We start from the raw sequence: 21,082 nt of genomic DNA on the forward strand, positions 1-21,082 counted from the left end.
ATGAAAACGGCCCCGCAAGGGGCCGTTTTTGCTGGTATTTGAGAATTTCTGCTGTGATCGGCCCAATTTCTGCTGTGATCAGCCCTTGGCGACGATGCGCATGAACGCGGGCATGTCGTCACCGAATCCGACGGTCCCATCGTTGTCTTCCTGGCGATGGCGGGCCGGGCGATTGCCGTCGCGCTGCGGCCTGGTGTCGCCACGTTCCGGCGCGCGCTGTTCGTTGCGATTGCGATCGGGCGAAGCTTTGCGTTCGGGTGAAACTTGGCGTTCGGGTGAAGCTTGGCGCTCGGTGTTTTCCGAGCGGATCGCTTCCTTGCGCGCGCGCCGCTCACCGGCATCGGCGACCGCGGTCTCGGCCGCCACTGGCTGTTCCTCGCGCGCCGCATCCGGTGCTGCAGCTTCGCTTTGCTTGGCGTGGCGTTCGCGTGGTCTGCGTTCGCCCCTCTCCTTGCCATCGTCCTTGCGGCCGGCGCGGCGCGGCGCGCCGCGGCCACGGCGGGGAGCATCGTCCTCTCCGCCTTCGCTGGCGACGACCGTCGACAGATCGCCGTCATGCCACTCGATCTTGTTGCCGATCAGCCGTTCGATCGCGTCGATATATTTGGTGTCGGACTTGGTGGCGATGGTGAAGGATTTGCCCGAGCGGCCGGCGCGGCCGGTGCGGCCGATGCGGTGGACATAGTCCTCGGCATGGATCGGCACGTCGTAATTGAAGACGTGGCTGACATCGGGGATGTCGAGGCCGCGCGCCGCGACGTCCGACGCAACGAGATAGCGCAGTTTGCCGTCACGGAAATTGGCCAGCATCTGCATGCGCGCGCGCTGGTCCATGTCGCCATGCAGCGCGCCGGCGTCGAAATCATATTTCAGCAGCGAGCGGAAAAGCTCCGAGACCTCGATCTTGCGGTTGCAGAAGATGATGGCGTTCTTCAGCTCCGCATCCTCGGCCCTTATCAGATTGCGCAGCGTCTCGCGCTTGTCCCACGGTTTCGAGCCGGATTTCACCAGCCGCTGGATGATGTTGGTCGCGGCGGACGCGGCCTTCGAAACCTCGACGCGCACCGGTGCGTGCAGGAATTTCTCGGTCAGCTTGGTGATCTCAGGCGGCATCGTCGCCGAGAAGAACAGCGTCTGCCTGGTGAACGGGATCATCTCGCAGATGCGCTCGATGTCGGGAATGAAGCCCATGTCGAGCATGCGGTCGGCCTCATCGATGACCAGGATCTCGACGCCGTTGAGCAGAAGCTTTCCGCGCTCGCGATGGTCGAGCAGGCGGCCTGGCGTCGCGATCAGCACGTCGGCGCCGCGCTCCAGCTTCTTGTCCTGCTCGTCGAAGGACACGCCACCGATCAGCAGCGCGATGTTGAGCTTGTGGTTCTTGCCGTATCTGATGAAGTTCTCTTCGACCTGCGCGGCAAGCTCGCGCGTTGGCTCGAGGATCAGCGTGCGCGGCATGCGGGCGCGCGCCCGGCCTTTTTCGAGGCGGGTCAGCATCGGCAGCACGAACGAGGCCGTCTTGCCGGTGCCGGTCTGGGCGATGCCCAAAATATCCTTGCCGAGCAAGGCGTGCGGAATGGCGCCGGCCTGGATCGGTGTCGGTTCGGTGTAACCGGCGTCGGTAACTGCGGAAAGGACCTTCGGCGACAGGCCGAGGTCTGCGAAGGTCAACACTTCTTGAGTGATCTGGGTGTCTGAGGACAAGTTTGGCTGTCTTTGGCTGGTTCGGGGGCGCAACGCAAGCGGTCGCGGCAAGCGCCGCGCGCCTGCAAGATTGGTATTGCAGGTAGGCGCAAGCCCACGATTTGTCAACACAAACAGGCGGGGAACGGCACGATTGTGACGTCGTAAGCTTAATCGCGATGCTTAATCGAGCTGCTGTCGCTGCGCCGGCTCAATAGCGGAACTGTTCGGCGAGAATGCGCTCGTTCCACGAGTGGCTCGGATCGAACAGCAGCGTAGCCGTTACCGTTGGCGATTCCTGCACCGTAACCGAGGTTACGGCCTTCACCTCGGTGTGGTCGGCGGCGGCGTTCACCGGCCGCTTTTCCGGCTCCAGAATGTCGAAGCGAACAGTCGCCTTGTTGGAGAGCAGCGCGCCGCGCCAGCGGCGCGGGCGGAACGGACTGACCGGGGTCAGCGCCAGCAGCGGCGCGTCGAGCGGCAGGATCGGTCCGTGCGCGGATAGGTTGTAGGCGGTCGAGCCGGCCGGCGTCGCGACCATCACACCGTCGCAGCTCAATTCCTCCAGTCGCACTTGCCCGTCCACGGTGATGCGGATCTTGGCCGTCTGGTAGGACTGGCGCCACAGCGCGACCTCGTTGATCGCCAACGCCGAGATCGTTTCGCCCTCTGCGGTCACCGCCTGCATCTCCAGCGGACGGATCGTTTCGGCAACGGCGGCAGCGATGCGCCCGGTCAAACCGCTGGCGCGGTATTCGTTCATCAGGAAGCCGATGGTGCCACGGTTCATGCCGTAGACTTTTTTCCCCGTGCTCATCGTGTCGCGCAAGGTCTGCAACAGGAAGCCGTCGCCGCCGAGGGCGACGATGATCTCTGCATCCTCGATGGGTGCCTGGCCATAGCGCGCCGAAAGGCTCTCCAGCGCCGCCTTGGCGTCGGCGGTGTCGGACGAGACGAAGGCGAAGCGGCTTGCGGCTTTGTTCATGGCTCCCCAATGGCGATGTTGATGGCGACCGGTCGGTGGCGACCGGTTGCTTGGGCCACGCCAGCGCCGGGTTAGCATGGGCGGGCAAATCTGCAAAGCCAGACATGTGGCGCCCCCAGTGGCATCCCCAGTGGCACCGCTTGACACAGCGCCGGGAAGAGCCGCCGGTCTGCTGCTCGCGCATCGTGTCGAGTGACAAGCGAATGTGATGGTTAAGACGGGGATTAAACTCTCGTAAAGCCGGATCGACCATGTTAGCCGGCAGTGGATGGGCGGCGTGGGGGCCAGCTAGTCGGACCGATTTATTGCCGGTAACACGCCTGATTGTCATCGTCTTGATGCTGGGAAGTTTTGCGCTTGCCTTTGCCCAACTGGTGCGCCAGTCGGAAGAGACGAGTTTGAGACCCCAACCCACGGCTTCACGCTGCGGCGATGCCGCCGGCACGCCGTGCCCGCAAAGGGCGTTGTGATTCGCCAGGCACTTCCCGCGATACCAGAGGCCGGTGCTTATCGCGCCTGCAGCAGATGGCAGCCGGCCTGCCGCTTCTGTGCGAGATACTCGTCGATAAGTTGGCGGTAGCGCACCTTGCCGAAGCTCGGGAAGTGGCCGCCATGCACGACCGCAACATCGAGTTCGCGCATCCGCAGCAGCGTCTCGACATAGTCGTCGACAGCGGAATGATAGACATCGTCGATCAGCGGGCCGTCATAGATGATGTCGCCGGACAGCAGGATGCCGGTCTTCCTCTCGTAGAGCGCGATGCCGCCTGGTGAATGGCCCGGCGTGTGGATCACCTCGAAGGCACGGTCGCCGAGATCGACGAAATCGCCTTCTCCAAGCAGACGATCGGCCGGCGCCGGCTGGACCCGGTAGCGCGCGGCATCCCAGCCCAGCGGCATTCCGTCGAACATGGCGTCGGTCGCATAGTGGTCGGCGACCGTCCATTCATTGCGCGGGTCGGCGAGGATTTCTGCTTCGGCCGCATGCACGCAGCGGTCCGGGAATTCGTGATGGCAGCCGATATGGTCGAAATGCGTGTGGCTGGCCACGCAAACGAGTTTTCGCTCCGTCACCAGTGGCACGTGGCGCCGCAGGCTGAAATGGCCGAGGCCGGTGTCGAACAGAAGATCGCGATCGCGGCCGCGCACATGCCAGATGTTGCAGCGGAAGAACGGCTTGATCCATGGCTCGTGGATCAGCGTCACGCCATCGCCCATACGGATGGCTTCATACCAATTCGGTGCGTCGATGACCGGAAGCGTGCCCATGGCTCAGCCCGCCAGAAGGATGACATCGCCAGCGTCGCACGAAACCGCAACGATGTCGCCCGGCTGGACGACCGCTGCTGCGGGAACCCTGGCGATGAAGTGCAGCGCCGGGTCTTTCTCGGAGACAGCCAGCACGCGCTTGAAGCTGCCTTGAAACACCACGTCTCTCACCGTGGCCATGCCGAGCCTTACAGCGCCGTCGGTTGCGCCGAGGACAAGGTGCTCCGGACGGACGGCGAGGGCGACAGTCGTTCCGGCCGGCTGCGTGCCGGGCAGCGAAAGCGGTCCGACCTGGGTCGCGACTGTGATTGTTCCATGCTTCGCCGCCGCCACCGTTCCCGATATCAGCGTGCTCTCACCCATGAAGGTTGCGGAAAAGTGCGTCGCCGGCCGCGCATAGACGCGCTCGGGCGGCCCTTCGTCCTCGATGCGCCCGGCATTCATCACCACGCAATGGTCGGCCAGCGCCATCGCCTCTTCCTGGTCGTGGGTGACATGGATGAAGGCGGTGCCGACGCGTTTCTGGATCGCTTTCAACTCGTCCTGCATCTGACGGCGCAATTTTAGGTCGAGCGCGCCGAGCGGTTCGTCGAGCAGCAGCACGGCCGGCTCGACGACAAGCGCGCGGGCCAGCGCGACGCGCTGCCGCTGGCCGCCGGAAAGCTGGTGCGGCTTCTTGTCGAAGGCGGTGGCCAGCCCGACCAGCGCCAGTGCGTCGCGCGCCCGCGCGGTCCGTGTCGCGGCATCGACGCCTTGCATGCGCAGACCGAAGCCGACATTGCTGCCGACGCTCATATGCGGAAACAGCGCATAGTCCTGAAACACCGTCGTCGTCGGCCGCTTCGCCGGCGGCATCGCGGTGCAGTCCTCGCCGCGGATCAGCACCTTGCCTTGGCTCGGCGTGACGAAGCCGCCGAGAATGGACAAAAGCGTCGTCTTGCCCGAGCCCGACGGGCCGAGCAGGATGGTGTAGCTGCCCGGCTCGATTTGCAGCGAGACGTTCCTCAGCACGGTGTGCTGGCCGAAGCGATGCGAGACAGCGCGGACATCGACCAGTGGCGCGGTCATGCCGGCTTCCTCCGCAACAGCATCAGCTCAAAAAACACCACCAGCACGATGGAGACGGCGAAGACCAGCGAGCCGACGGCGTTGGTCTTGGGATTGAGGCCTGAGCGCAGCAGGTTCCAGATCTCGACCGGCAGCGTCGTGTCGAAGCGCGTCAGCAGGAACGAGATCACGAATTCGTCCCAGGAGAAGGTCATCGACAGGAAGAACCCGGCAAAGATCGCCGGCGCCATGACAGGCACGGTGATCAGCAGCAGCACCTTCCATTCGGGCGCGCCGAGGTCGCGCGCGGCGCGCTCGATGTTGATCTGGTGGTCGCCCATCTGGCTGTAGATGATGGCAAAGCACAGCGGCAGGTTGATCACGACATGGCCGACGCCGGCAGCAAGCAGCGATTTCGGTATGCCGGCCCAGTTGAACAGCACCAGCAGCCCCATGCCGATGATGAGATAGCTCACGGTCAGCGGCAGCGTGATCAGCCCGCGCAGCAGGGCCGAGCCCGGCAGCGCGAAACGGGCAAAACCCCAGGCAGAGAGGAAACCGAGCGTGACGGCAGCGGCCGACGAGCAGGCCGCGACAAGAAGCGAATTGACCAGCGCCGAGGTCAGCCGCGTGTCGGCGAGCACGGCGTCGTACCAGCGCAGCGACGGCCCGGTGAAGGGCGGGATCGGAAACGACGTCGCCTGCAGCGAAAACAGCACCAGCACGACCACCGGCAGGAAGATGAAGCCATAGATGGCGATGGCGTAGAGCCAGGAAACGATGCGGACAAGGGCGCGCACGGTCAGGCCCGCTCGATCTTGAGCCAGCGGGCGCAGGCGAGATAGGCAATGGTGACGACCGCCATCAGGATGATCGACAGCGCCGAGGCAAGCGGAAAATCGCCGCGCCGGCCGATCTGCATCATCACCAGCTGCGGCATCAAAAGCTCGTTGTTGCCGCCGAGGATCTGCGGCGTGATGTAGTCGCCGACGCACAGCACGAAGGTGAGGAAGGCGCCGACCATGATGCCGGGCAAAGTCAGCGGCAGGACGACATGCAGGAACGTGCGCACCGGCCCGGCGCCGAGATCGGCGGCTGCCTTGCGGTAGCTCGGGCTGAGCTGCTTCAGATTGGCGAAGATCGTCAGCGTCAAAAGCATGACGAAGAAATGCACGAAGCCGATGACCGTGGCCAGCCGCGTGTTGGCGAGCTGCAGCGGCTCGCTGAACAGGCCGGAGCCGGTCAGCGCGCGGTTGATCACGCCGTTCTGCGCCAGCACCAGCAGCCAGGAATAGGAGCGCACGACATAGGAGGTCCAGAACGGCAGCACAGCCAGCATCAGTGCCAGCCGCTGCCAGCGCTCCGGCACCTGTTCGGCCAGGATCCAGGCGAAGGGGTAGGCGAGCAGCACCGAAACCACTGTGACGATTGCTGTTACCTGCAGCGAGTTCACCATCGCCTGCCAATAGGCCGGATTGGTGAAGAACTGGCCGTAGTTGGCGAGCGTAAAGCCCCCGCCGTCATGCGCCGTCAGGCTGGAAAACCCCATGGCGACGAAGGGCAGCACGAAGAACAGCAGCGTCCAGCCGAGCGCCGGCGTGACCAGCGCCCAGCCCGCCCGGGGCAGGGCACGCCCGCTGTTCGTGGCAGAGTTCACGACCGGCGACCGGTCACTGCGCCTGCAGCATTTCGGTCCAGACGTCCTGCATCTTCTTGTCGAGATCGGCATCCGGCGCCGGGTAGGGCTGGGCACGGGCGAGGAAATCCGGCTGCTCGTCGAAGCGCAGGATCTTCTTCTGCTCATCGCTCAGAGCCGCCTTGGTATTCGCCGGCATGCCCCAATAGCAGGCAGAGGTGGCAAGCCGCGCCTGGCCCTCAGGGCTCATGATGTACTGGATGAATTTTAGCGCCGTGTCCTTGTTTTTGGAATCCTTGAACATGGCCAGCGACTGCGACCACAGCACAGCACCTTCTCTGGGGATCGAGAAGTCGAGGGCAGGGTTCTCCTTGGCCAGCCCGGCCGTCACCCATTCGCCGCCGCCGACGAGAATGTCGACCTCGCCGGTCGCCAGCGCGGTCTGGCTGGCGGTCACTTCGCCGACCAGCTTGGCGTTGGCCTTCATCTTGAGCAGCTCTTGCTTGATGGCCGGAAGGTCGGCTTCGGTCAGCTCAGTGGTCTTCTTGCCGATCGCCAGCGCCGCCATGCCGATGACCGGCAGGTAATAGTCGTAGATGGCGATCTTGCCCTTGTATTTGTCGCCGGTCAGCGCGGCCAGCGACTGCATGTCGGCCAGATCGACCTTGGTCTTGTTGTAGCCGATGGTGTTGTAGCCGAATTTTTCGGTGATGCCGTAGCGCTTGCCGTCGACCACGGTGTAACTGTCCATCTTCACCTGGGGAAAGAGGTCGGCCAGCGGCAGCTTGTCGTCCGGCAGCGGTTCGAACAGGCCCTTTTCGACGCCGCGCGGTATGTCGATGCTGTCGATCACCATCACGTCCCAGTCGCCGGGCTGCGACTGCTCGACAATGGCCATGCCGGCGCCGGTGCCTTCGAATTCCTTGACATTGACCTTGACGCCATTGGCCTCCTCGAAGGGCTGCAGCAGCGCGGGATCGGCGTGATCGCACCAGATCAGAGCGTTGAGATCGGCGGCCTGAGCGAGGCTGCCCGTCGCCAGCAGCAGCGCTGTCGCCGCACATGCGGCGTGAAGGTGGCTCTTCAGCACGGAAAGCGGCTTCCTGGTCGTTGGATTCGGGGTGTTTGGATTGATGGTCATCGAGTGTTCTGCCTTGCCTTTCTGGCTTCTGGCAAAAAATTGAACCAATTCTAAAATTGAGTCAATTCCGTTTTTATGGCAGATAGCCGACATGAGCGGATTGCGGGCAAGGCAAAAGGCGGATCGGCATCGCCGCATCATTGAGGCGGCGGCGGCGCTTTTTCGCGACACCGGCTATGAAGCCGCCAAGATCGAGACGATCGCGGCGCAGGCGGAAGTCTCGGTCGGCACGATCTACAACTATTACCAGAACAAGGGCGACATCCTCGGCGCCATCGTCTCGATGGAGGTCAACGAGGTGCTCAATGCCGGGCGCGGCGTCGTCGCCAACCCGCCGGCCAATGTCGGCGATGCGCTCGACACGCTGCTCGGCATCTATATCGAGCATTCGCTGCATTATCTCAGCAAGGAGATGTGGCGGCAGGCGATGGCGATCTCGACGCAACTGCCCGACAGCCCGTTCGGCCAGGCTTACACGGCGCTCGACCGGGCGCTGACCGAGCAGATCCGCGCGCTGTTCGTCCGGCTGCAGGCGATCGGCCTGGTGCGCCGCGATATCGACGGGCAGGCGCTCGGCGAACTGATGTTCAACAACATGAACATGATGTTCATCGAGTTCGTGAAGCGCGACGAGGCGAGGATTGCCGAACTGCGCGCCGCGATACGAAGGCAGAACCGGATACTGGTGGCGGCGATCGCGGTGTGAGGGGCCCCCCGATGGGATTTCTGGCGGCCCGGACGCCGCTAAGCCGCAATCGCGCAGGTTCTATTCCGCTGGTGGCGCGTGGAGCACGTCCGCTGTCGACTACGGTGTTCTACCGAGCATGCCTGGGTGGCCGCGCGCGTGGAAACGGCACGATAGTCAATGGCGCCTTACGGAATTCCGCGATGGCTATTTCTTCAATCAGCGAGTCCAATGCCTCGCTGACGCGTTGGCTCGTTTCGTCCATGCCGCAGAGCCGGTTTTGGGCACACTCCAAGAACTCGCGCGCTGCAGCGAAGTCGCTTCGCATGACACCACCCGTTGTTAGCCCACCGCCCGGACATTGTCGGCGCGCTAAATTGAGCGATTGCTAATATACGCAAGGGCATTTTAATCGAATGGCATTAAAATGGCCGGGAGCAGGAGAGGGCGGCCGGTCCGCATCCCTGTCGCATCCATTGGTTCTGATGCCCCGGACCGGAGGCATGGGCGCTTTGCTTTGCGAAACGCGGGGGATCAGTCCTGATACGATCTTGGGCGGCTTAGAAACTCTCTGGCGGCAGCGATTTGGCGTCGATGCTCGCGAAGGAAGGCAAGGCTGAAACAGATCGAAAAAGCCAATCCCGCAAGGGCTATCGTTGCTTGCGAGGTCGGATCGGGATCGGCAATCATCAGGAAGCGGAAACCGAACGCCAACGCGAGGGCTGCAAGACCACCATACACGCCACCAATAAAGGGGGCGATCGTGCGCTTCTGCTCCAACGGCGACTCCTATGGTTTTCCACTACGGAATACCTGTGGTTCCACAAGGGGAATTCCTGTGGTCCGCTAGCGAATATATGCGTTGAAGCTGACGGGCTATGGCCCCGGCCTGTGGAAATCGGGGATGAGCAGATTTTGACCGACCCTGGCAGGTTGTCACAAGAAGCTGCTTGCTGGTGCCCCCGGGGCTACAGATCGGCGGAACGGGAGTAGCGTTCGCGCTTCCGCTCATAATCATCTTCGTCTTGGTAGCGGCCCTGCCATTTGCCATGTCCGCTCTCGTCCTTCCACGGATCGGCAGCGGCCACGCTGATGCATCCGGCCATTGCAATGCCGGCCAGGAGGGTGACGAGCATCTTCATAATGATCCTCCTTTGCTGGTTCCCGCAACTAATTGAAACTCCATCGAACGGCTTTCTGTTGCGTGGGCCGCTTTGCAGAGTGTGGACGGCCGTCAACGTTTTCATCAAGCCCGGCGCCGGGCTATGGTCCATGACGCAGTAAGACTGAAGTCTGTGCGTTAAAGACAGAGGGCCGGGGCTGGCAACCAAGATCTTGGCAAAGGATTGGTATTTGGCCGCCGAGCAAAGTCCCTTCATCGGCGGTTCGGGGTGCCCGCTGTATCCCTCATCGGCGGGCACCCGATATGGCACCCTAACGGCGGAAAGAACTGTGACCCCCATCCAGAGCAAACAGAATGTCGATGCGGTCGCAAGCCGACCCGCCAATGACAATCAAACTCCTGACCCAACAGATTTCTCGGCGGTTGATCTTGTTTCGTCGAGCGACGAGGACGTCGTTGCAATCGTCAGGCGAACAGAGCGCCTGGCCCTCGCCGTGATTATAGTAATGGCGATCTTCCTGATCTTTGCACCGGTATTCTTCATTGCCCTGATGTATGGGATCTAGAGGTCCCGATTAGCCCTCGTCCCCCTTGCGCAGCGCGGCAAAATCCGAAAGGCCGGCCTCATTCAAGACGACAGGCTTTGGTGCCCCCGGACGGCGCTAAAGGCCAAATCCAATTGGAGCGTTCCACCCGAACTTCCGAAGAAAAATCAAGGGATAGAAAGGGCTCTTCCCCCGAGGCGGTTAAGCTCGGTGTACCTCTTTGTGCCCGAGCGGTGTACCTTCTGTCAACTGCGTTTAGGGTGCATACCTCTGAATGACCGAGTTCACCCATTGCAGACATTCCACCTATACAGGGCTAGCTGACACCGACCAGTTCGGTCTTCACGAACACCGGAGGGGAGAACCAGAGGGTTGCCATGGAGGGTAATTTAGAGCGGGAAGAGGAACGATGTAGGCCCGCGCGGGTTTAGAATTGCGGCGGTCAGTTCTCCGTGGAAGCACAGCCGCTGTGGGTCCGTCGCTTGTCCCTCAACGGCGGCGGGCTCTCCCCTTGGCAAGGCCCAATGAGGGGAGCTACTCGGCCCGACTGGCCTTACCAATCGCCTCAAGTAACGACGCTAGGGTTGGCGGCAGCTCTGGTTCGACCTCCAGCCCAAGCAGCTTGTGTACGTGATGACGATTGTCTTCAGCACTGATGAACTGCCGAATGGCCTCGGCAAGAGGGGGCTTTTGCCCGGCCTTATCACGATTTGACATGTCTGCATGTCCCAACCCCCGCCCAGCCGGAACTCGCGAAGTACGGAATGGTTCCTTTAGGGGTAGGTAATGTTTGGTAGAAATTTCTGAGCGCGAAGGACTGGCTGATCAACCGGGAGCCATTAGAGGATCATTCGCGTTGGTCGAAGGCTACCGCGCGCCCAAATGCCGGAGCCGCTTCCACGATAAACTCGATCAGATCACAGTTGGTCACTTCCCAATGGGGGCCATCTTCGCGCACGGCTGCTATCGTGGACTTAACGGAGACGATCCCGCCGTAGGGGGCTGCCTCGATGACCTCCAGAACAAGGTCCTCGACTGTGCGCCCGCCGTTCGTCTTAACGTTCACCCGAGGGTCTCCCCGAGCCACTGCCCCAAGTTACTATGTGTTGCACTTTCGGGGAAAAAATCAATGTACGATTTCGTACGAAAAAAGGGGTCGGAATGTTTGGAGCAAAAGTGCAGCGCGCGATCCCCCCGTGCCCCCTTCTATGCCATCACACGCCACCCTCAGGAACGCTTAGGCAGCCTCGCTTCACCCCACGGTTGACGCGCCAGAGCTCGTCTCGCGGTAGCGCCAATGCTGTTTCGCGGGGTCGTCGAGCAATGGGATGACTGCGAGCTTCAGGGAGCGGCCGAAGTGGATCGTCAGGCTTGGGCGGAGGGCGTTTGTGGTCGACAAGCGGGTGCCTGAGGGGTTGGTAACGGCGGTGGTTGCCGTTGCGGTCAACATCGGATCGCCCAGGCAGGTAATGCGGTCGCCTTGACGGCCTTTGCGTCGGTGATCTCCTCAGGCAGCGTCGGGGAGGACTAGGAGGAGGCACGGCCGAAGGTCGCTGAACGGGCGCTGAAGACGGCGCTCTGGGTCGGCTAGACCTTCGGGGTTCCGTGACGGTAAATGAGCAGCGGGGACCGGGTGGGGGGCTTGGGGTTAGTCCCCGCTGCTTTGAGCTGCCTTCGCGGGGTGCAGTGGCAGCACAACTAAATAGTGACTGAGCGATGACAAGACCCAGACAGCGGAGCCTTGGGCACCCTGTCAGTCTTACACCGGCTAGTGCTGCCCCCCAAGGCCACCCGGGCGGGTGTCTCAAGAGTGCGGCCGGGGACGGACCTTCAAAGATTGCGACTTCCGTACCCCAGCCTACACACCCGGCCTGACGCGCGTGCCCACCCAATGACGAGTGCCCACCCAATTGACCCCAGCGTCAAGCGACAGGTCATTAGTAGCCGATATAGATCGCCCCCAAATCGGCCGCTTGAGCTAGCTCGGATAGACAATTCGGGTGAGCGGGTTCAACTGGTCAAAAGGAGGGGTCGGAATATCCGGGCCAAATTTTCTTACGACCCATCGGATAACTGGCTCGCGCGACGACCCCCCGTGCCCCCTTCGGTTCCACCACACAGGTCCGAGCGAGACGACCGCCAGACGCCGAGAGGCTGCCCGGTGGGCGGTACCTCAGACCGACATGAGCGCGCTTAGGCGGGGCTATCCTTGTCCAGCGGTTTTGGAGGGGGAGTGTACGTCGGGCAAGTCGGACCGGCGAGACCCTCGCAGCTTGCGGGATTGTTTCATCAGATTTTTCTGAACCGGAAGCTTTTCAGAGCTTTACCATACCTGGGCGCACGTCAGCTTCGATGATTTGGCCAAGCATGGGCTTTGGGATAGAGGAGGGTGACGAAGGCGAACACACCTTTCTGGGCAATTCGTCGGGTGGAAACTGGTGCCCCCGGACGGAATCGAACCGCCGACCTTCGGTTTACAAAACATGAACCTCTGGGTAACGCGACCTAACAAAACCGAACATCTGATCTTGTTCAAAGCGTTGTCGAGCCTTGCTTTGCGACATTTGTTCCCATATGTTAGCAACATCGGGTAACGGCGCATAACACGCGTTTGCGTTACCCCATTGTTACCCAGGGGATTTGGACATGGCAAAGGCACTTACGGCGGCATCTCTTCTCAAGCTCAAGGCAGACCCCTCCAAGCGAAGAGAAATTGGGGACGGGATTTTGGCCGGCCTGTATTTCGTGATTCAGCCCACGGGGCGGAAATCTTGGGCGGTTCGCTACCGGGCCTCGGGCATTCCGAAAAAGGTCACGCTCGGCAACTCTCTCTTCGGTGACGACGGCGACGCGGCCGGTGAGGAGTTGACCCGCATCCGCAGAGAGGCAGCGCACATACTGGAGCGCGTCCGGCGCGGCGAAGATCCCGGTGCGGAAAAGCAAGCCGCCAAGCGAGAGGTAAAGGACGAGGACGCGGCGAACCGCGACAAGTTCAAGACCATCGTTGAACGCTACCTCAAGGAGTATGCATCGAAGCGACGTAACTATCCCGAGAAGGCGAGGCTTCTCGGCTTGAACCTCAAGAGCGAAGTGAACGCGCACCGCGCCGTCGGCTTGTGGGGCGAAAAGCGCATTCAAGACATCACCCGCCGCGACATCAGAGAGCATCTGGAGAAGCTTGCCACAACAGCGCCGATCGGCGCCAACCGCACATTTGCGGAGTTGCGCAAGTTCTTCAACTGGACAGTCGGCAAGGACATCCTGATGGCTTCGCCAATGACGGACCTACAGCCACCGTCCGAGGAAAATGACAGCCGCAATCGCGTCCTGATCCGGCGCAAGGAAGTCCCTGGCTCCAGCGACAATGAACTGCGCTGGTTATGGCAAGCCTGCGAAGCCTATGACGGTGCAGCGGGCAGGGGACCGTTCGGGCCGCTCCTGCAACTCTTGATCCTGACCGGTCAGCGCCGCACCGAGGTTTCCGCAATGACCTGGGGCGAGATCGACATGGACGCCGCCGAATGGGTCATCCCGGCCGCGCGGTCGAAGAATGGCGAGCCGCATGTGGTGCCACTGTCAGAGCGGGCGCTGGCGATCTTGCGGGCGCTGCCACGGATCAAGGGTAAGGCGGGCTATGTTTTCACGACAGACGGCGAACACCCTGTCAGCGGCTTCTCCAGGATGAAACAGCGTATCGATAAACTCATGGCCGAGAGTGCCGGCGAGGTCGAGATCCCCGAATGGACGCTGCACGACATCCGCCGCACCGTTGCCGCCGGTATGCAGCGCATCGGAGTAAAGATGGAGGTGACGGAAAAGGTTCTCAACCACAAGTCCGGCTCTTTCCGTGGCATCGCCGGCATCTACCAGGTTCACGACTACGCCGACGAGAAGCGGGCCGCGCTCGACGCGTGGGGCCGATTTGTCATCGACTTGGTTGAAGGCAAGGCGGCGCAGAATGTGGTGCCGTTCCAGCAGGAACGCGCCTAATCATCCTGTGCATAGCCTGTGGAAAAGTTCAAAGCCTGTGAACAGCGGGTACGGAGCACGTTTTGCCCGTGGGAAAACCGGGTACGGCTGCCGATTCTCTTGCACCCCCTGAATCCCATAGACTAACTTGTTAGCTAACGAGCCGATTTGGTTCGGAAATTAGAAACAGCCGGGCTTGGCCCTCAGAAAGCTCGCCCGGCTGTTTCTTTGAACAGAAAATCACACTCGTTGGTGTGTTCTCCCTTTTGCGCAAGGATTCCTCGCACATGGTTTTTATGCCCCAGCCTGCAGATGCAGGCAATACCCAAAATATGTTCATCCCGGCCCGCCACGTCCGGGAGCGCTACAAGGTCAGCGACATGACCATCTGGCGCTGGCTCCGCGACGAGCAGATGGCGTTTCCGCAGCCGCTCTATCTTGGCCGCTATCGGTATTGGCGGATTGCCGAGATCGAAGCCTGGGAACGTGCCCATGCTGAAAAGGGTGCTGCCTGATGGGACAGACTCTTACCGAAGATCCCGGCGCCCCGGCGCCATCGCCGCAAGCTCGGTGGAATGCGGCGCACCCGAAAGAGATTTGGGCGCATGCGGCCCTGCGTTCCGCGCTGAAGAAGGGATTGATCGAAAAGGAACCGTGCGGGGTTTGCGGCGCCCACGAGGTCGATGGTCACCACCATGATTACGATCGGCCGATGGATGTCCGCTGGCTATGTCGGCTTCATCACCGAGGTGTTCATCGCAAAGGTGGGCGCTCATGAGCAGAAAAAGCACTTGGCTTACGTCTAGAGCGTGGGTTGCTCATAGGCTTGAGCTTTATCTGAGCCCATCCTGGCGACTTGCCCCTGTTCCGCTCAAGCGAATGCTCGAACGACTAGAGATCGAGCACTTGCGGCACGGCGGCTCCAACAACGGCGAGTTGTACGTGTCGTTCGGGCAATTCGAGCAGCACAACATCTCCCGCCGCAAGATCGCTTCGGCACAGGCCCTAGGGGCGGCGCTCGGGCTCATGGAAACGATCCGTGCAATCGAGCCCGCTGGAGACCTTCGGGCGCCTAACGCCTACCGCCTCACCTACCTCCCGGCAAAGGGCTGCCTGGCGCCAACTGACGAATGGAAAAGGACAACCGAGGATCAAGCGCGGAAGCTCATCGACCAGTACCACAACACCGAGCGAGCCGAAGTGAAATCGAGAGAGAAGAGGGCGGCATGAAAAACAGCTTCCCAGTGCCCATTCCTACAAAGATCAGTGCCCATTCCTGCATGAAAAAGCACGTTATCGGTGCCCATTCCTGCAGTGCTACTAGTGCCCATATGGGTACTATCTCTTATATCTACGGGGGTATGCCCGAATGACAGCCCAGCTGATTCCATTCCCTGCAGCCTTCCGAACTGGTCGGATCAGGCACGTTGCCTCCATCCTTCGACGCAAACATGGCCTTGATGCTGATCGATACTGGCGACAGCAGCTTATGGTCATGCAGCGCCAGATGATTTTGGCCGGAATCGACGCCGACATGATCGACCACGAACTCCGCGCCTTCACCGAAGCTGTATTCGGCAGCGTGCCGGTCGGTCACGGCGGACAGCGCGCATGAGCGCCGCCGCTGAAAAGCTCGCAAACCCCGTCGACCTCGCTGCCAACTGGCTGGCAACCGGATCGGCGGATCGCACCAAGGCGGTTATTCCGCAGTTGCAGGAACGGTTCGCCTTACCGCTCAAGGATGCTGTCGAGGCCTGTCGGCAAGCGGCCCTGATCCGGGCGAGGGCGCACTGATGGCCTTGCTCCGCTCTACGTCCAAAGCCCAGGGGCGCGACTACCCGCCTGAGCATGTTTCCGATGAGGGAGAAGTAATCGAGTTCCGGAATGGAAAGCCGGAAACCCTCTATGCGAAGGCGACGCGCGAACTCGCCGCCTTCAAGTTTGAGCTATACGAAACAGCTGCGGCCGACCCAAAACTAACAGATGCCGCCGTACGAGCCATCGTTGCGATGGCTCGCTACGTCACGGTGGATGAGAGGACGCTTAAGCCTACGGTCGCCTATTTATCGAACATTTCGATGATGGCTGAGGCGGGCATTCGCTCGAAGACCACGGTCGGCAACATTCGTCGGTTGATGATCGAACTCAAGTACTGGGTCGACGTGGGCCAGACCTCAGACGGTTGCCGGTTGTACCGCATTGAGAATCCCCGCCGGGATGCTGTTCAAATGCACATACGCGAAGCCCGCGAAAAGCTTCGTGAGGAGGACACGATCCGGAAAGAGAACGAAAGGAGACGTAATGCGGACCGGAAAGCTGGAAGGGTACCAAAAACTGTTACCCCTCAGGCGCTAGAGGGTGCCAAAATTTGGGACGACAGGGTACCAATTTCTGACCCCAATTATCTTAGAGCATACCTTGGAGATTTTAGCTCTGAAGGGAAGACTAACCCGATATCTGAGGTCTTTTCTGATTTGGGTCGCGAATGCCCGTTCCCGGTTCCGCGGACTGAAGAGGAAGCGGTCAACCTTTTGGTGTCGCTGTTCGACGGCAAGGAAAACCGCCCAGGTCTGATCAACTATTTCCGAACCAAGCTGATGAGCGGGAATTTGACACCGGCCGACATCGAAAAGCATCGGGAGGCAGTAGCATGAACCGCGAACCGCAGCAGCTTGAGGTTATCGTAGAGCCCGAAACCTCGGCGGCGCCGACCGCCGTTGTGACCAGCGCTCTTCCCTATATCGCTAGGCGCATGTGGCGGGAGCGAATGCTCGCCCTGCCAAACAATCCCGGCGACGTGGTGGCTCTGCAAACCGCGCGGAGGCAGGCATGAAGAAAGGCAACGAAGCCTTAGCCGTGACCGGGCGCTGGCAAGATGTCGAACAAGGCTGGGTCATTCTTCCAACTGCCGGTTGGTAGACGTGCGGCGGACGGCGCGCGTAGGATTTCTGCGCACCGGGCACACCACCCCCCGCCCACACCCCGTGCCTGGTGAACGACTGATCTGCCCGCCGTGCCGAAAGGTGCGGCGGGCTTTTTTTGTTGTCCGAGATGTCCTGAATCGGATTAGTTGCGCAGAATGTTTTTAGCCGAGGGGGTGGTATGCCGATCTATCGAAAAGCTAAAGAAGCTGGCGTCTTCAATCCGTCCGATGTCGCCTTGCTTGGCCGCGTGTTCGACCGGCTCAAGATCGAGGGGCAATCCGAACAGCGGCGCGAAGCGCTCGCATCCCGGATACTTGCAAACTATTTGGCTGGTATCACGGATGAGGACGAGCTTGTCTCGGTTTCCAAACTGCCGCTGGGGCGCTAGCGTCCAGCTACCCGGTTCAGCCTTTCAACAGTTGGCGGACTTGGTCAGCCGTTCTTTTCTGGGACCACCCGCCAAATCGAGGAATGGCGGGTGGTCGCTTATCGGTGAGGTCCTGTTCCATCAAAGTTTAACGACTGGGAATGCGCACTGGAAAGCACGTGCGGTAACAGTTGATTCAACCGCTGCTGGGTATTCTAGAGCATGCGCCATTCTGACTAGGCCCTGCTTTCACCATCTTGCATTAGAAACTTGGAACATAAGTGAGGCAGAAGCATTTGTGCGCCATGGACAAGAACGATGGTGACAATCCTCCTGAATGGTTTCCGAGCAGCCTGCCAAAGGATCCGGTGATCCGAGCCGATATCGCGAAAAGGATTTCGAGAGAGACCGACGGTAAAATCGGGCCGGACGATTTGGTGGTCACGAAGGCGAGGCGGGATCGCAACCTGTTTGAGGAACTGGAAAACCCTGACGCCGCCCTCGACAGCCAGCCGTCCGTGGTTCCGTTGTTCCTGGTTCTGTATATGCTCTCAATATTGGGCTTGGCAGCGTACGCCCTCGCTAGTTGGTATCTTCCATAGCGCGATGCTCGACCCGCCGCGTGGTGGACAAGCCGTCAGCCCGCAAGGCGACACGCAACTTTCGCCCGCTGCCGGACGGCCTCTGGCACCGAGCAACGCGGCACTGGCCCGCGAATTTAGAGCAGCACTCCCCGACGAACGTTCATGCAACCCCCGCTATATCTTCGCGTTTATCCACTTCAATTCTGGAGAGCGACAAAGATGCCGGCGTTTATACCGATTACGATCTACCTGAACCACAGATCGATGCTGGTTGCGTCGATACCTGATGCTGAGACGGCGCTTCAGCAACCATGGCCATTTATGGACAAGCCGTCCCGACTTGAGGCAATCCGAATGGTCGAGGAATGCTTGGCCGGACATTGCAGTCACTAAGCCGCGTTCGCTGCCTTCGAGGCGGCCGCATCTGAACAGGGCCTTCTCAAGCAAAAGCCTCCAAGCGTAGGCCTCAGGAAATTCGACGGGGTTGCCGAAGACCTGCTGTGAAGTGATGCCGCCCTCGGGACCTTGAACGCTGACACGCCTCGCCCGGCCGGACTTGGCCAGCCATGAGTTGCGGACCACCCGCCAAATCGAGGAATGGCGGGTGGGCGCAGATCTCAAATCGGGTGCCGGCCCCTAGCTAGCGATGATTGCTATCGCCAGGAACGTAATCGATACGGCGAACACCGGAGCGAGTAACCAGCGAGGTTGGTGGACACTATTCTCCATGGTCTCCTCCTGTGAGCACTGACGAGCAACGAGTGCCGACAGGCGCGGTTCCGGGCTGCACCCCGTCGTCGTCCTTTGCGATCAGCAATGTCAGACTTAGGTCCTACCGTTGAGAAGACCGAAGCCCAATCAAGGAACGTTTGCGGCCGCCCGAGGTTGGGTGGGGCTGGCGCGAAGACGATGCCGTGCAGCGCAAACAGAACTCACGCAAGGAGGCAATTATGAGAATGCGTCTTTCAACTTTCGCCGCGGGATTTCTGCTGATGGCCGGTATCGGCGCCGCTGCCGCTCAGGACGTTGTCATCGAGCCTGAACAGGAGACGGTCATCAGGGAATACGTCAAAAAGCAGCCGCTCGCGTCGGTGAAAATCCCTGGAGTGGAGCTCAATATCGGCTCAACCCTGCCCGAGACGGTCGAGCTCCATGAAATCCCCAACACCAAATACCGCACCGTTGTCGTCGACAACCGGACCGTTGTCGTTGACCCGGGCACACGCAAGATCATCAAAATCATCGAATGACCTAAGCGACTGGGAGCACAGCCCGCCGTGCGAAAGGTGCGGCGGGCTGCCAAGGGAGGAATTGATCACCATGTCGAACCGTGAGATTGAAGCGTCCCAGGCGCTTCGAATGCGCGTGGCCGACCTCAATGAGAGGATGCGCGGCGCCCGGATTACCGAGAGCGAACTGAAGGCCTTTCAAAAGGTCGCAGCCGTCATGGAGGGCGGCAAGGGCAGAATCGATGCCGACGATTTGATTGCCGCATCCTTCGTCGTCGAGACGCCTGACAACGGGACCGGCGGGCACTTAGTTCCGGCGCCGGGCTATGGTCCATGACGCAGTAAGACTGAAGTCTGTGCGTTAAAGACAGAGGGCTGGGCTGGCAACCAAGATCTTGGCAAAGGATTGGTATTTGGCCGCCGAGCAAAGTCCCTTCATCGGTGGTTCCGGGTGCCCCGCTGTATACTCGTCGGCGGGCACCGATGTGGCCCCTAACGGCGGAGAGAACTGTGACCCTTATCCAGAGCAAACAGAATGTCGATGCGGTCGCAAGCCGACCCGCCAATGACAATCAAACTCCTGACCCAACAGATTTCTCGGTGGTTGATCTTGTTTCGTCGAGCGACGACGACGTCGTTGCAATCGTCAGGCGAACAGAGCGCCTGGCCCTCGCCGTGATTATAGTAATGGCGATCTTCCTGCTCTTTGCACCGGTGGTCTTCATTGCTCTGATGTATGGAATCTGAGATGTCCCGATTAGCGCCGGTAACTCCCAATTTTACGCGCTAATTCGATTTCTGGCGGCCGCCATTAGCCTTGGGGATTCGCATGAACCGATTTCTCTTTGTGATCGCCGACTTTCTGTCCCGTCCGCGCGGCTTCTATGTGCTGCTAGCCGCGATGATAGCCTGCACTGCGATGGTTCCGTTTGGGCTAACAAACGTAATCACCTATGCGCTTTCTGTAGCTGCGATAGTGATTACCGGGGTCGTGCTGATCCAGGGTTGCCGCGACACCGCTGCCATCCATGCGAAGCTCGACGAGATCATCGTTGCATTGAAGGAAACGAGGAACAATGTCGTCGGGCTGGAGCACGCCGAGCCTGAGAAGATCAAAGCCCATTTGGCGCGGCTTGAATTGGAAGCAGCGGCGGCTGATCAAGAAGCTAAGCACGAGGGAGTCTCTGGCGCCTAATTACGCCAGCGGCTGCCAAGCAGAACACGATCTGGCGACAATGGTTCGGGTCGCCAACAAGCCGCCGTATCGCCGGATAAGGATAGGCAATGCAGGAAAGACGAGGCTTAACCAATAAAGAAAAACACCACTGACAGACAACCTGAGCTGCCCCACGCGTGGGGTACCAAGTGTCAGGCTTTTACCACTAGCTCCCAAACATTCGCGACCCCTAACGGAACCATTCCGCGACCTGCGAGTTGCCGCCGGGCGGGGTTGGGACTTGCAGACATGGCAAAGCGTGACGCAGCGGGCCATAAGACCCTTGCCGACGCCGTTCGCGACTTGATCGGCACCGAAGACAATCGTCGTCACGTACACAAGCTGTTGGGGCTGGAGGTCGAACCAGAACTGCCGCCAACTCTAGCTTCATTGCTTGAGGCGATTGGTAAGGCCCGGTCGGGACGAACCCCCTAGCTGCCCTACATTCCCCTCATGCCGCTCCATTGGTTTAACCCTCCGGTCTACATCACTGACCGACCTGGGCTCAGTTATGGAGTCAGCCACGTCGAGGGCAGCTCCTGAAGTGGACCAAGCGTGGCCCAAGTGGAAGGAGGGCGGTCGGGGTCTAATTGCAGGCGAGCGTTACGCTCGGAGGAGGGCTGCTACGCTCCCTCTGATTACGTCTCAATTGCGGATTGGTCCTACCTCGGCTCAGGTC

27 protein-coding genes are annotated in these 21,082 nt (G+C 60.6%); 16 read left to right on the forward strand and 11 right to left on the reverse strand.

All coding sequences use genetic code 11. The annotated features are described in order from the left end of the window. Window positions 1-78 precede the first annotated feature (78 nt). From BQ8794_RS16140 to BQ8794_RS16175, 7 genes are all read right to left on the reverse strand, one after another. Window positions 79-1,704, reverse strand: coding sequence for a DEAD/DEAH box helicase (locus BQ8794_RS16140; protein ID WP_167378761.1), 1,626 nt, complete (start codon window positions 1,702-1,704; stop codon window positions 79-81). 190 nt (window positions 1,705-1,894) lie between these two features. After that, window positions 1,895-2,668: an NAD kinase gene (locus tag BQ8794_RS16145; protein WP_077379261.1), complete on the reverse strand. Its 774-nt coding sequence runs from the start codon at window positions 2,666-2,668 to the stop codon at window positions 1,895-1,897. A gap of 507 nt (window positions 2,669-3,175) precedes the next feature. Next, window positions 3,176-3,937, reverse strand: coding sequence for an MBL fold metallo-hydrolase (locus tag BQ8794_RS16155; protein ID WP_077379265.1), 762 nt, complete (start codon window positions 3,935-3,937; stop codon window positions 3,176-3,178). Window positions 3,938-3,940: 3 nt separating this feature from the next. Next, window positions 3,941-5,005 carry an ABC transporter ATP-binding protein gene (locus tag BQ8794_RS16160; RefSeq protein ID WP_077379267.1) on the reverse strand — a complete coding sequence of 355 codons (1,065 nt, stop codon included), beginning with the start codon at window positions 5,003-5,005 and terminating at the stop codon, window positions 3,941-3,943. Beyond that, window positions 5,002-5,784, reverse strand: coding sequence for an ABC transporter permease (locus BQ8794_RS16165; RefSeq protein ID WP_077379268.1), 783 nt, complete (start codon window positions 5,782-5,784; stop codon window positions 5,002-5,004). The genes BQ8794_RS16160 and BQ8794_RS16165 overlap by 4 nt, the downstream gene beginning before the upstream one ends. A gap of 2 nt (window positions 5,785-5,786) precedes the next feature. After that, a complete protein-coding gene (locus tag BQ8794_RS16170) occupies window positions 5,787-6,641 on the reverse strand; it encodes an ABC transporter permease (protein ID WP_077379270.1) in 855 nt (284 codons plus the stop codon). Between the two features lie 13 nt (window positions 6,642-6,654). Continuing rightward, window positions 6,655-7,761, reverse strand: coding sequence for a polyamine ABC transporter substrate-binding protein (locus BQ8794_RS16175; RefSeq protein ID WP_077379272.1), 1,107 nt, complete (start codon window positions 7,759-7,761; stop codon window positions 6,655-6,657). Window positions 7,762-7,852: 91 nt separating this feature from the next. Here BQ8794_RS16175 and BQ8794_RS16180 point away from each other — a divergent pair, with 91 nt between their 5' ends. Then, on the forward strand, window positions 7,853-8,467 hold the full coding sequence (locus BQ8794_RS16180) for a TetR/AcrR family transcriptional regulator (protein ID WP_077379274.1): 615 nt from the start codon (window positions 7,853-7,855) through the stop codon (window positions 8,465-8,467). A 513-nt stretch (window positions 8,468-8,980) separates the two neighbouring features. Here the strand turns inward: BQ8794_RS16180 and BQ8794_RS16190 are convergent. Both BQ8794_RS16190 and BQ8794_RS35660 read right to left on the reverse strand, forming a co-directional pair. Then, window positions 8,981-9,226 (reverse strand): hypothetical protein, encoded by a 246-nt coding sequence (locus tag BQ8794_RS16190; protein WP_077379278.1) that lies wholly within the window; start codon window positions 9,224-9,226, stop codon window positions 8,981-8,983. 188 nt (window positions 9,227-9,414) lie between these two features. Beyond that, a complete protein-coding gene (locus BQ8794_RS35660) occupies window positions 9,415-9,588 on the reverse strand; it encodes a hypothetical protein (protein ID WP_167378762.1) in 174 nt (57 codons plus the stop codon). 193 nt (window positions 9,589-9,781) lie between these two features. Here BQ8794_RS35660 and BQ8794_RS16195 point away from each other — a divergent pair, with 193 nt between their 5' ends. Next, window positions 9,782-10,135, forward strand: a complete 354-nt coding sequence (locus BQ8794_RS16195) for a hypothetical protein (protein WP_143744590.1) — start codon at window positions 9,782-9,784, stop codon at window positions 10,133-10,135. Window positions 10,136-10,648: 513 nt separating this feature from the next. On the opposite strand, the gene BQ8794_RS16200 is transcribed toward BQ8794_RS16195, so the two are convergent. Together BQ8794_RS16200 and BQ8794_RS16205 are read right to left on the reverse strand one after the other, a co-directional pair. Continuing rightward, complete coding sequence (locus tag BQ8794_RS16200; protein WP_077379281.1) at window positions 10,649-10,831, reverse strand: hypothetical protein; 183 nt, start codon at window positions 10,829-10,831, stop codon at window positions 10,649-10,651. Between the two features lie 130 nt (window positions 10,832-10,961). Continuing rightward, entirely contained in the window at window positions 10,962-11,180 is a 219-nt protein-coding gene (locus BQ8794_RS16205) for a hypothetical protein (protein WP_143744591.1), read from the reverse strand. Between the two features lie 1,580 nt (window positions 11,181-12,760). On the opposite strand from BQ8794_RS16205, the gene BQ8794_RS16210 reads away from it, so the two are divergent. From BQ8794_RS16210 to BQ8794_RS35665, 14 genes are all read left to right on the forward strand, one after another. After that, complete coding sequence (locus BQ8794_RS16210) at window positions 12,761-14,104, forward strand: tyrosine-type recombinase/integrase (protein ID WP_077379284.1); 1,344 nt, start codon at window positions 12,761-12,763, stop codon at window positions 14,102-14,104. Between the two features lie 245 nt (window positions 14,105-14,349). Further along, window positions 14,350-14,598, forward strand: a complete 249-nt coding sequence (locus tag BQ8794_RS16215; RefSeq protein WP_244555000.1) for a helix-turn-helix transcriptional regulator — start codon at window positions 14,350-14,352, stop codon at window positions 14,596-14,598. A gap of 259 nt (window positions 14,599-14,857) precedes the next feature. Further along, the gene (locus BQ8794_RS16225) at window positions 14,858-15,313 is read left to right on the forward strand and encodes a hypothetical protein (RefSeq protein WP_244555001.1); all 456 of its coding nucleotides are present in this window, start codon (window positions 14,858-14,860) and stop codon (window positions 15,311-15,313) included. A 139-nt stretch (window positions 15,314-15,452) separates the two neighbouring features. Beyond that, the gene (locus BQ8794_RS37410) at window positions 15,453-15,698 is read left to right on the forward strand and encodes a DUF6074 family protein (RefSeq protein WP_425293542.1); all 246 of its coding nucleotides are present in this window, start codon (window positions 15,453-15,455) and stop codon (window positions 15,696-15,698) included. Continuing rightward, on the forward strand, window positions 15,695-15,877 hold the full coding sequence (locus BQ8794_RS16235; protein WP_077379292.1) for a hypothetical protein: 183 nt from the start codon (window positions 15,695-15,697) through the stop codon (window positions 15,875-15,877). Before BQ8794_RS37410 ends, BQ8794_RS16235 begins: the two co-directional genes overlap by 4 nt. Beyond that, entirely contained in the window at window positions 15,877-16,737 is an 861-nt protein-coding gene (locus tag BQ8794_RS16240; protein ID WP_077379294.1) for a hypothetical protein, read from the forward strand. Before BQ8794_RS16235 ends, BQ8794_RS16240 begins: the two co-directional genes overlap by 1 nt. Further along, the gene (locus BQ8794_RS16245) at window positions 16,734-16,916 is read left to right on the forward strand and encodes a hypothetical protein (protein WP_077379295.1); all 183 of its coding nucleotides are present in this window, start codon (window positions 16,734-16,736) and stop codon (window positions 16,914-16,916) included. Before BQ8794_RS16240 ends, BQ8794_RS16245 begins: the two co-directional genes overlap by 4 nt. 269 nt (window positions 16,917-17,185) lie before the next feature. After that, a complete protein-coding gene (locus BQ8794_RS16250; RefSeq protein WP_077379297.1) occupies window positions 17,186-17,395 on the forward strand; it encodes a hypothetical protein in 210 nt (69 codons plus the stop codon). Between the two features lie 284 nt (window positions 17,396-17,679). Further along, window positions 17,680-17,976, forward strand: a complete 297-nt coding sequence (locus tag BQ8794_RS16255) for a hypothetical protein (protein WP_077379299.1) — start codon at window positions 17,680-17,682, stop codon at window positions 17,974-17,976. Window positions 17,977-18,908: 932 nt separating this feature from the next. After that, window positions 18,909-19,208 carry a DUF1236 domain-containing protein gene (locus BQ8794_RS16260; protein ID WP_077379326.1) on the forward strand — a complete coding sequence of 100 codons (300 nt, stop codon included), beginning with the start codon at window positions 18,909-18,911 and terminating at the stop codon, window positions 19,206-19,208. Between the two features lie 70 nt (window positions 19,209-19,278). Next, the gene (locus BQ8794_RS16265; RefSeq protein WP_077379301.1) at window positions 19,279-19,524 is read left to right on the forward strand and encodes a hypothetical protein; all 246 of its coding nucleotides are present in this window, start codon (window positions 19,279-19,281) and stop codon (window positions 19,522-19,524) included. Window positions 19,525-19,697: 173 nt separating this feature from the next. After that, on the forward strand, window positions 19,698-19,934 hold the full coding sequence (locus tag BQ8794_RS16270; protein WP_143744592.1) for a hypothetical protein: 237 nt from the start codon (window positions 19,698-19,700) through the stop codon (window positions 19,932-19,934). A gap of 82 nt (window positions 19,935-20,016) precedes the next feature. Then, the gene (locus tag BQ8794_RS16275; RefSeq protein ID WP_077379305.1) at window positions 20,017-20,382 is read left to right on the forward strand and encodes a low affinity iron permease family protein; all 366 of its coding nucleotides are present in this window, start codon (window positions 20,017-20,019) and stop codon (window positions 20,380-20,382) included. Window positions 20,383-20,652: 270 nt separating this feature from the next. After that, entirely contained in the window at window positions 20,653-20,838 is a 186-nt protein-coding gene (locus tag BQ8794_RS35665; RefSeq protein WP_167378763.1) for a hypothetical protein, read from the forward strand. The last annotated feature ends 244 nt before the right edge of the window (window positions 20,839-21,082 follow it).

Origin of the sequence: Mesorhizobium prunaredense (assembly GCF_900156895.1) — a bacterium.
Classification (GTDB): Bacteria; Pseudomonadota; Alphaproteobacteria; order Rhizobiales; family Rhizobiaceae; genus Mesorhizobium; species Mesorhizobium prunaredense.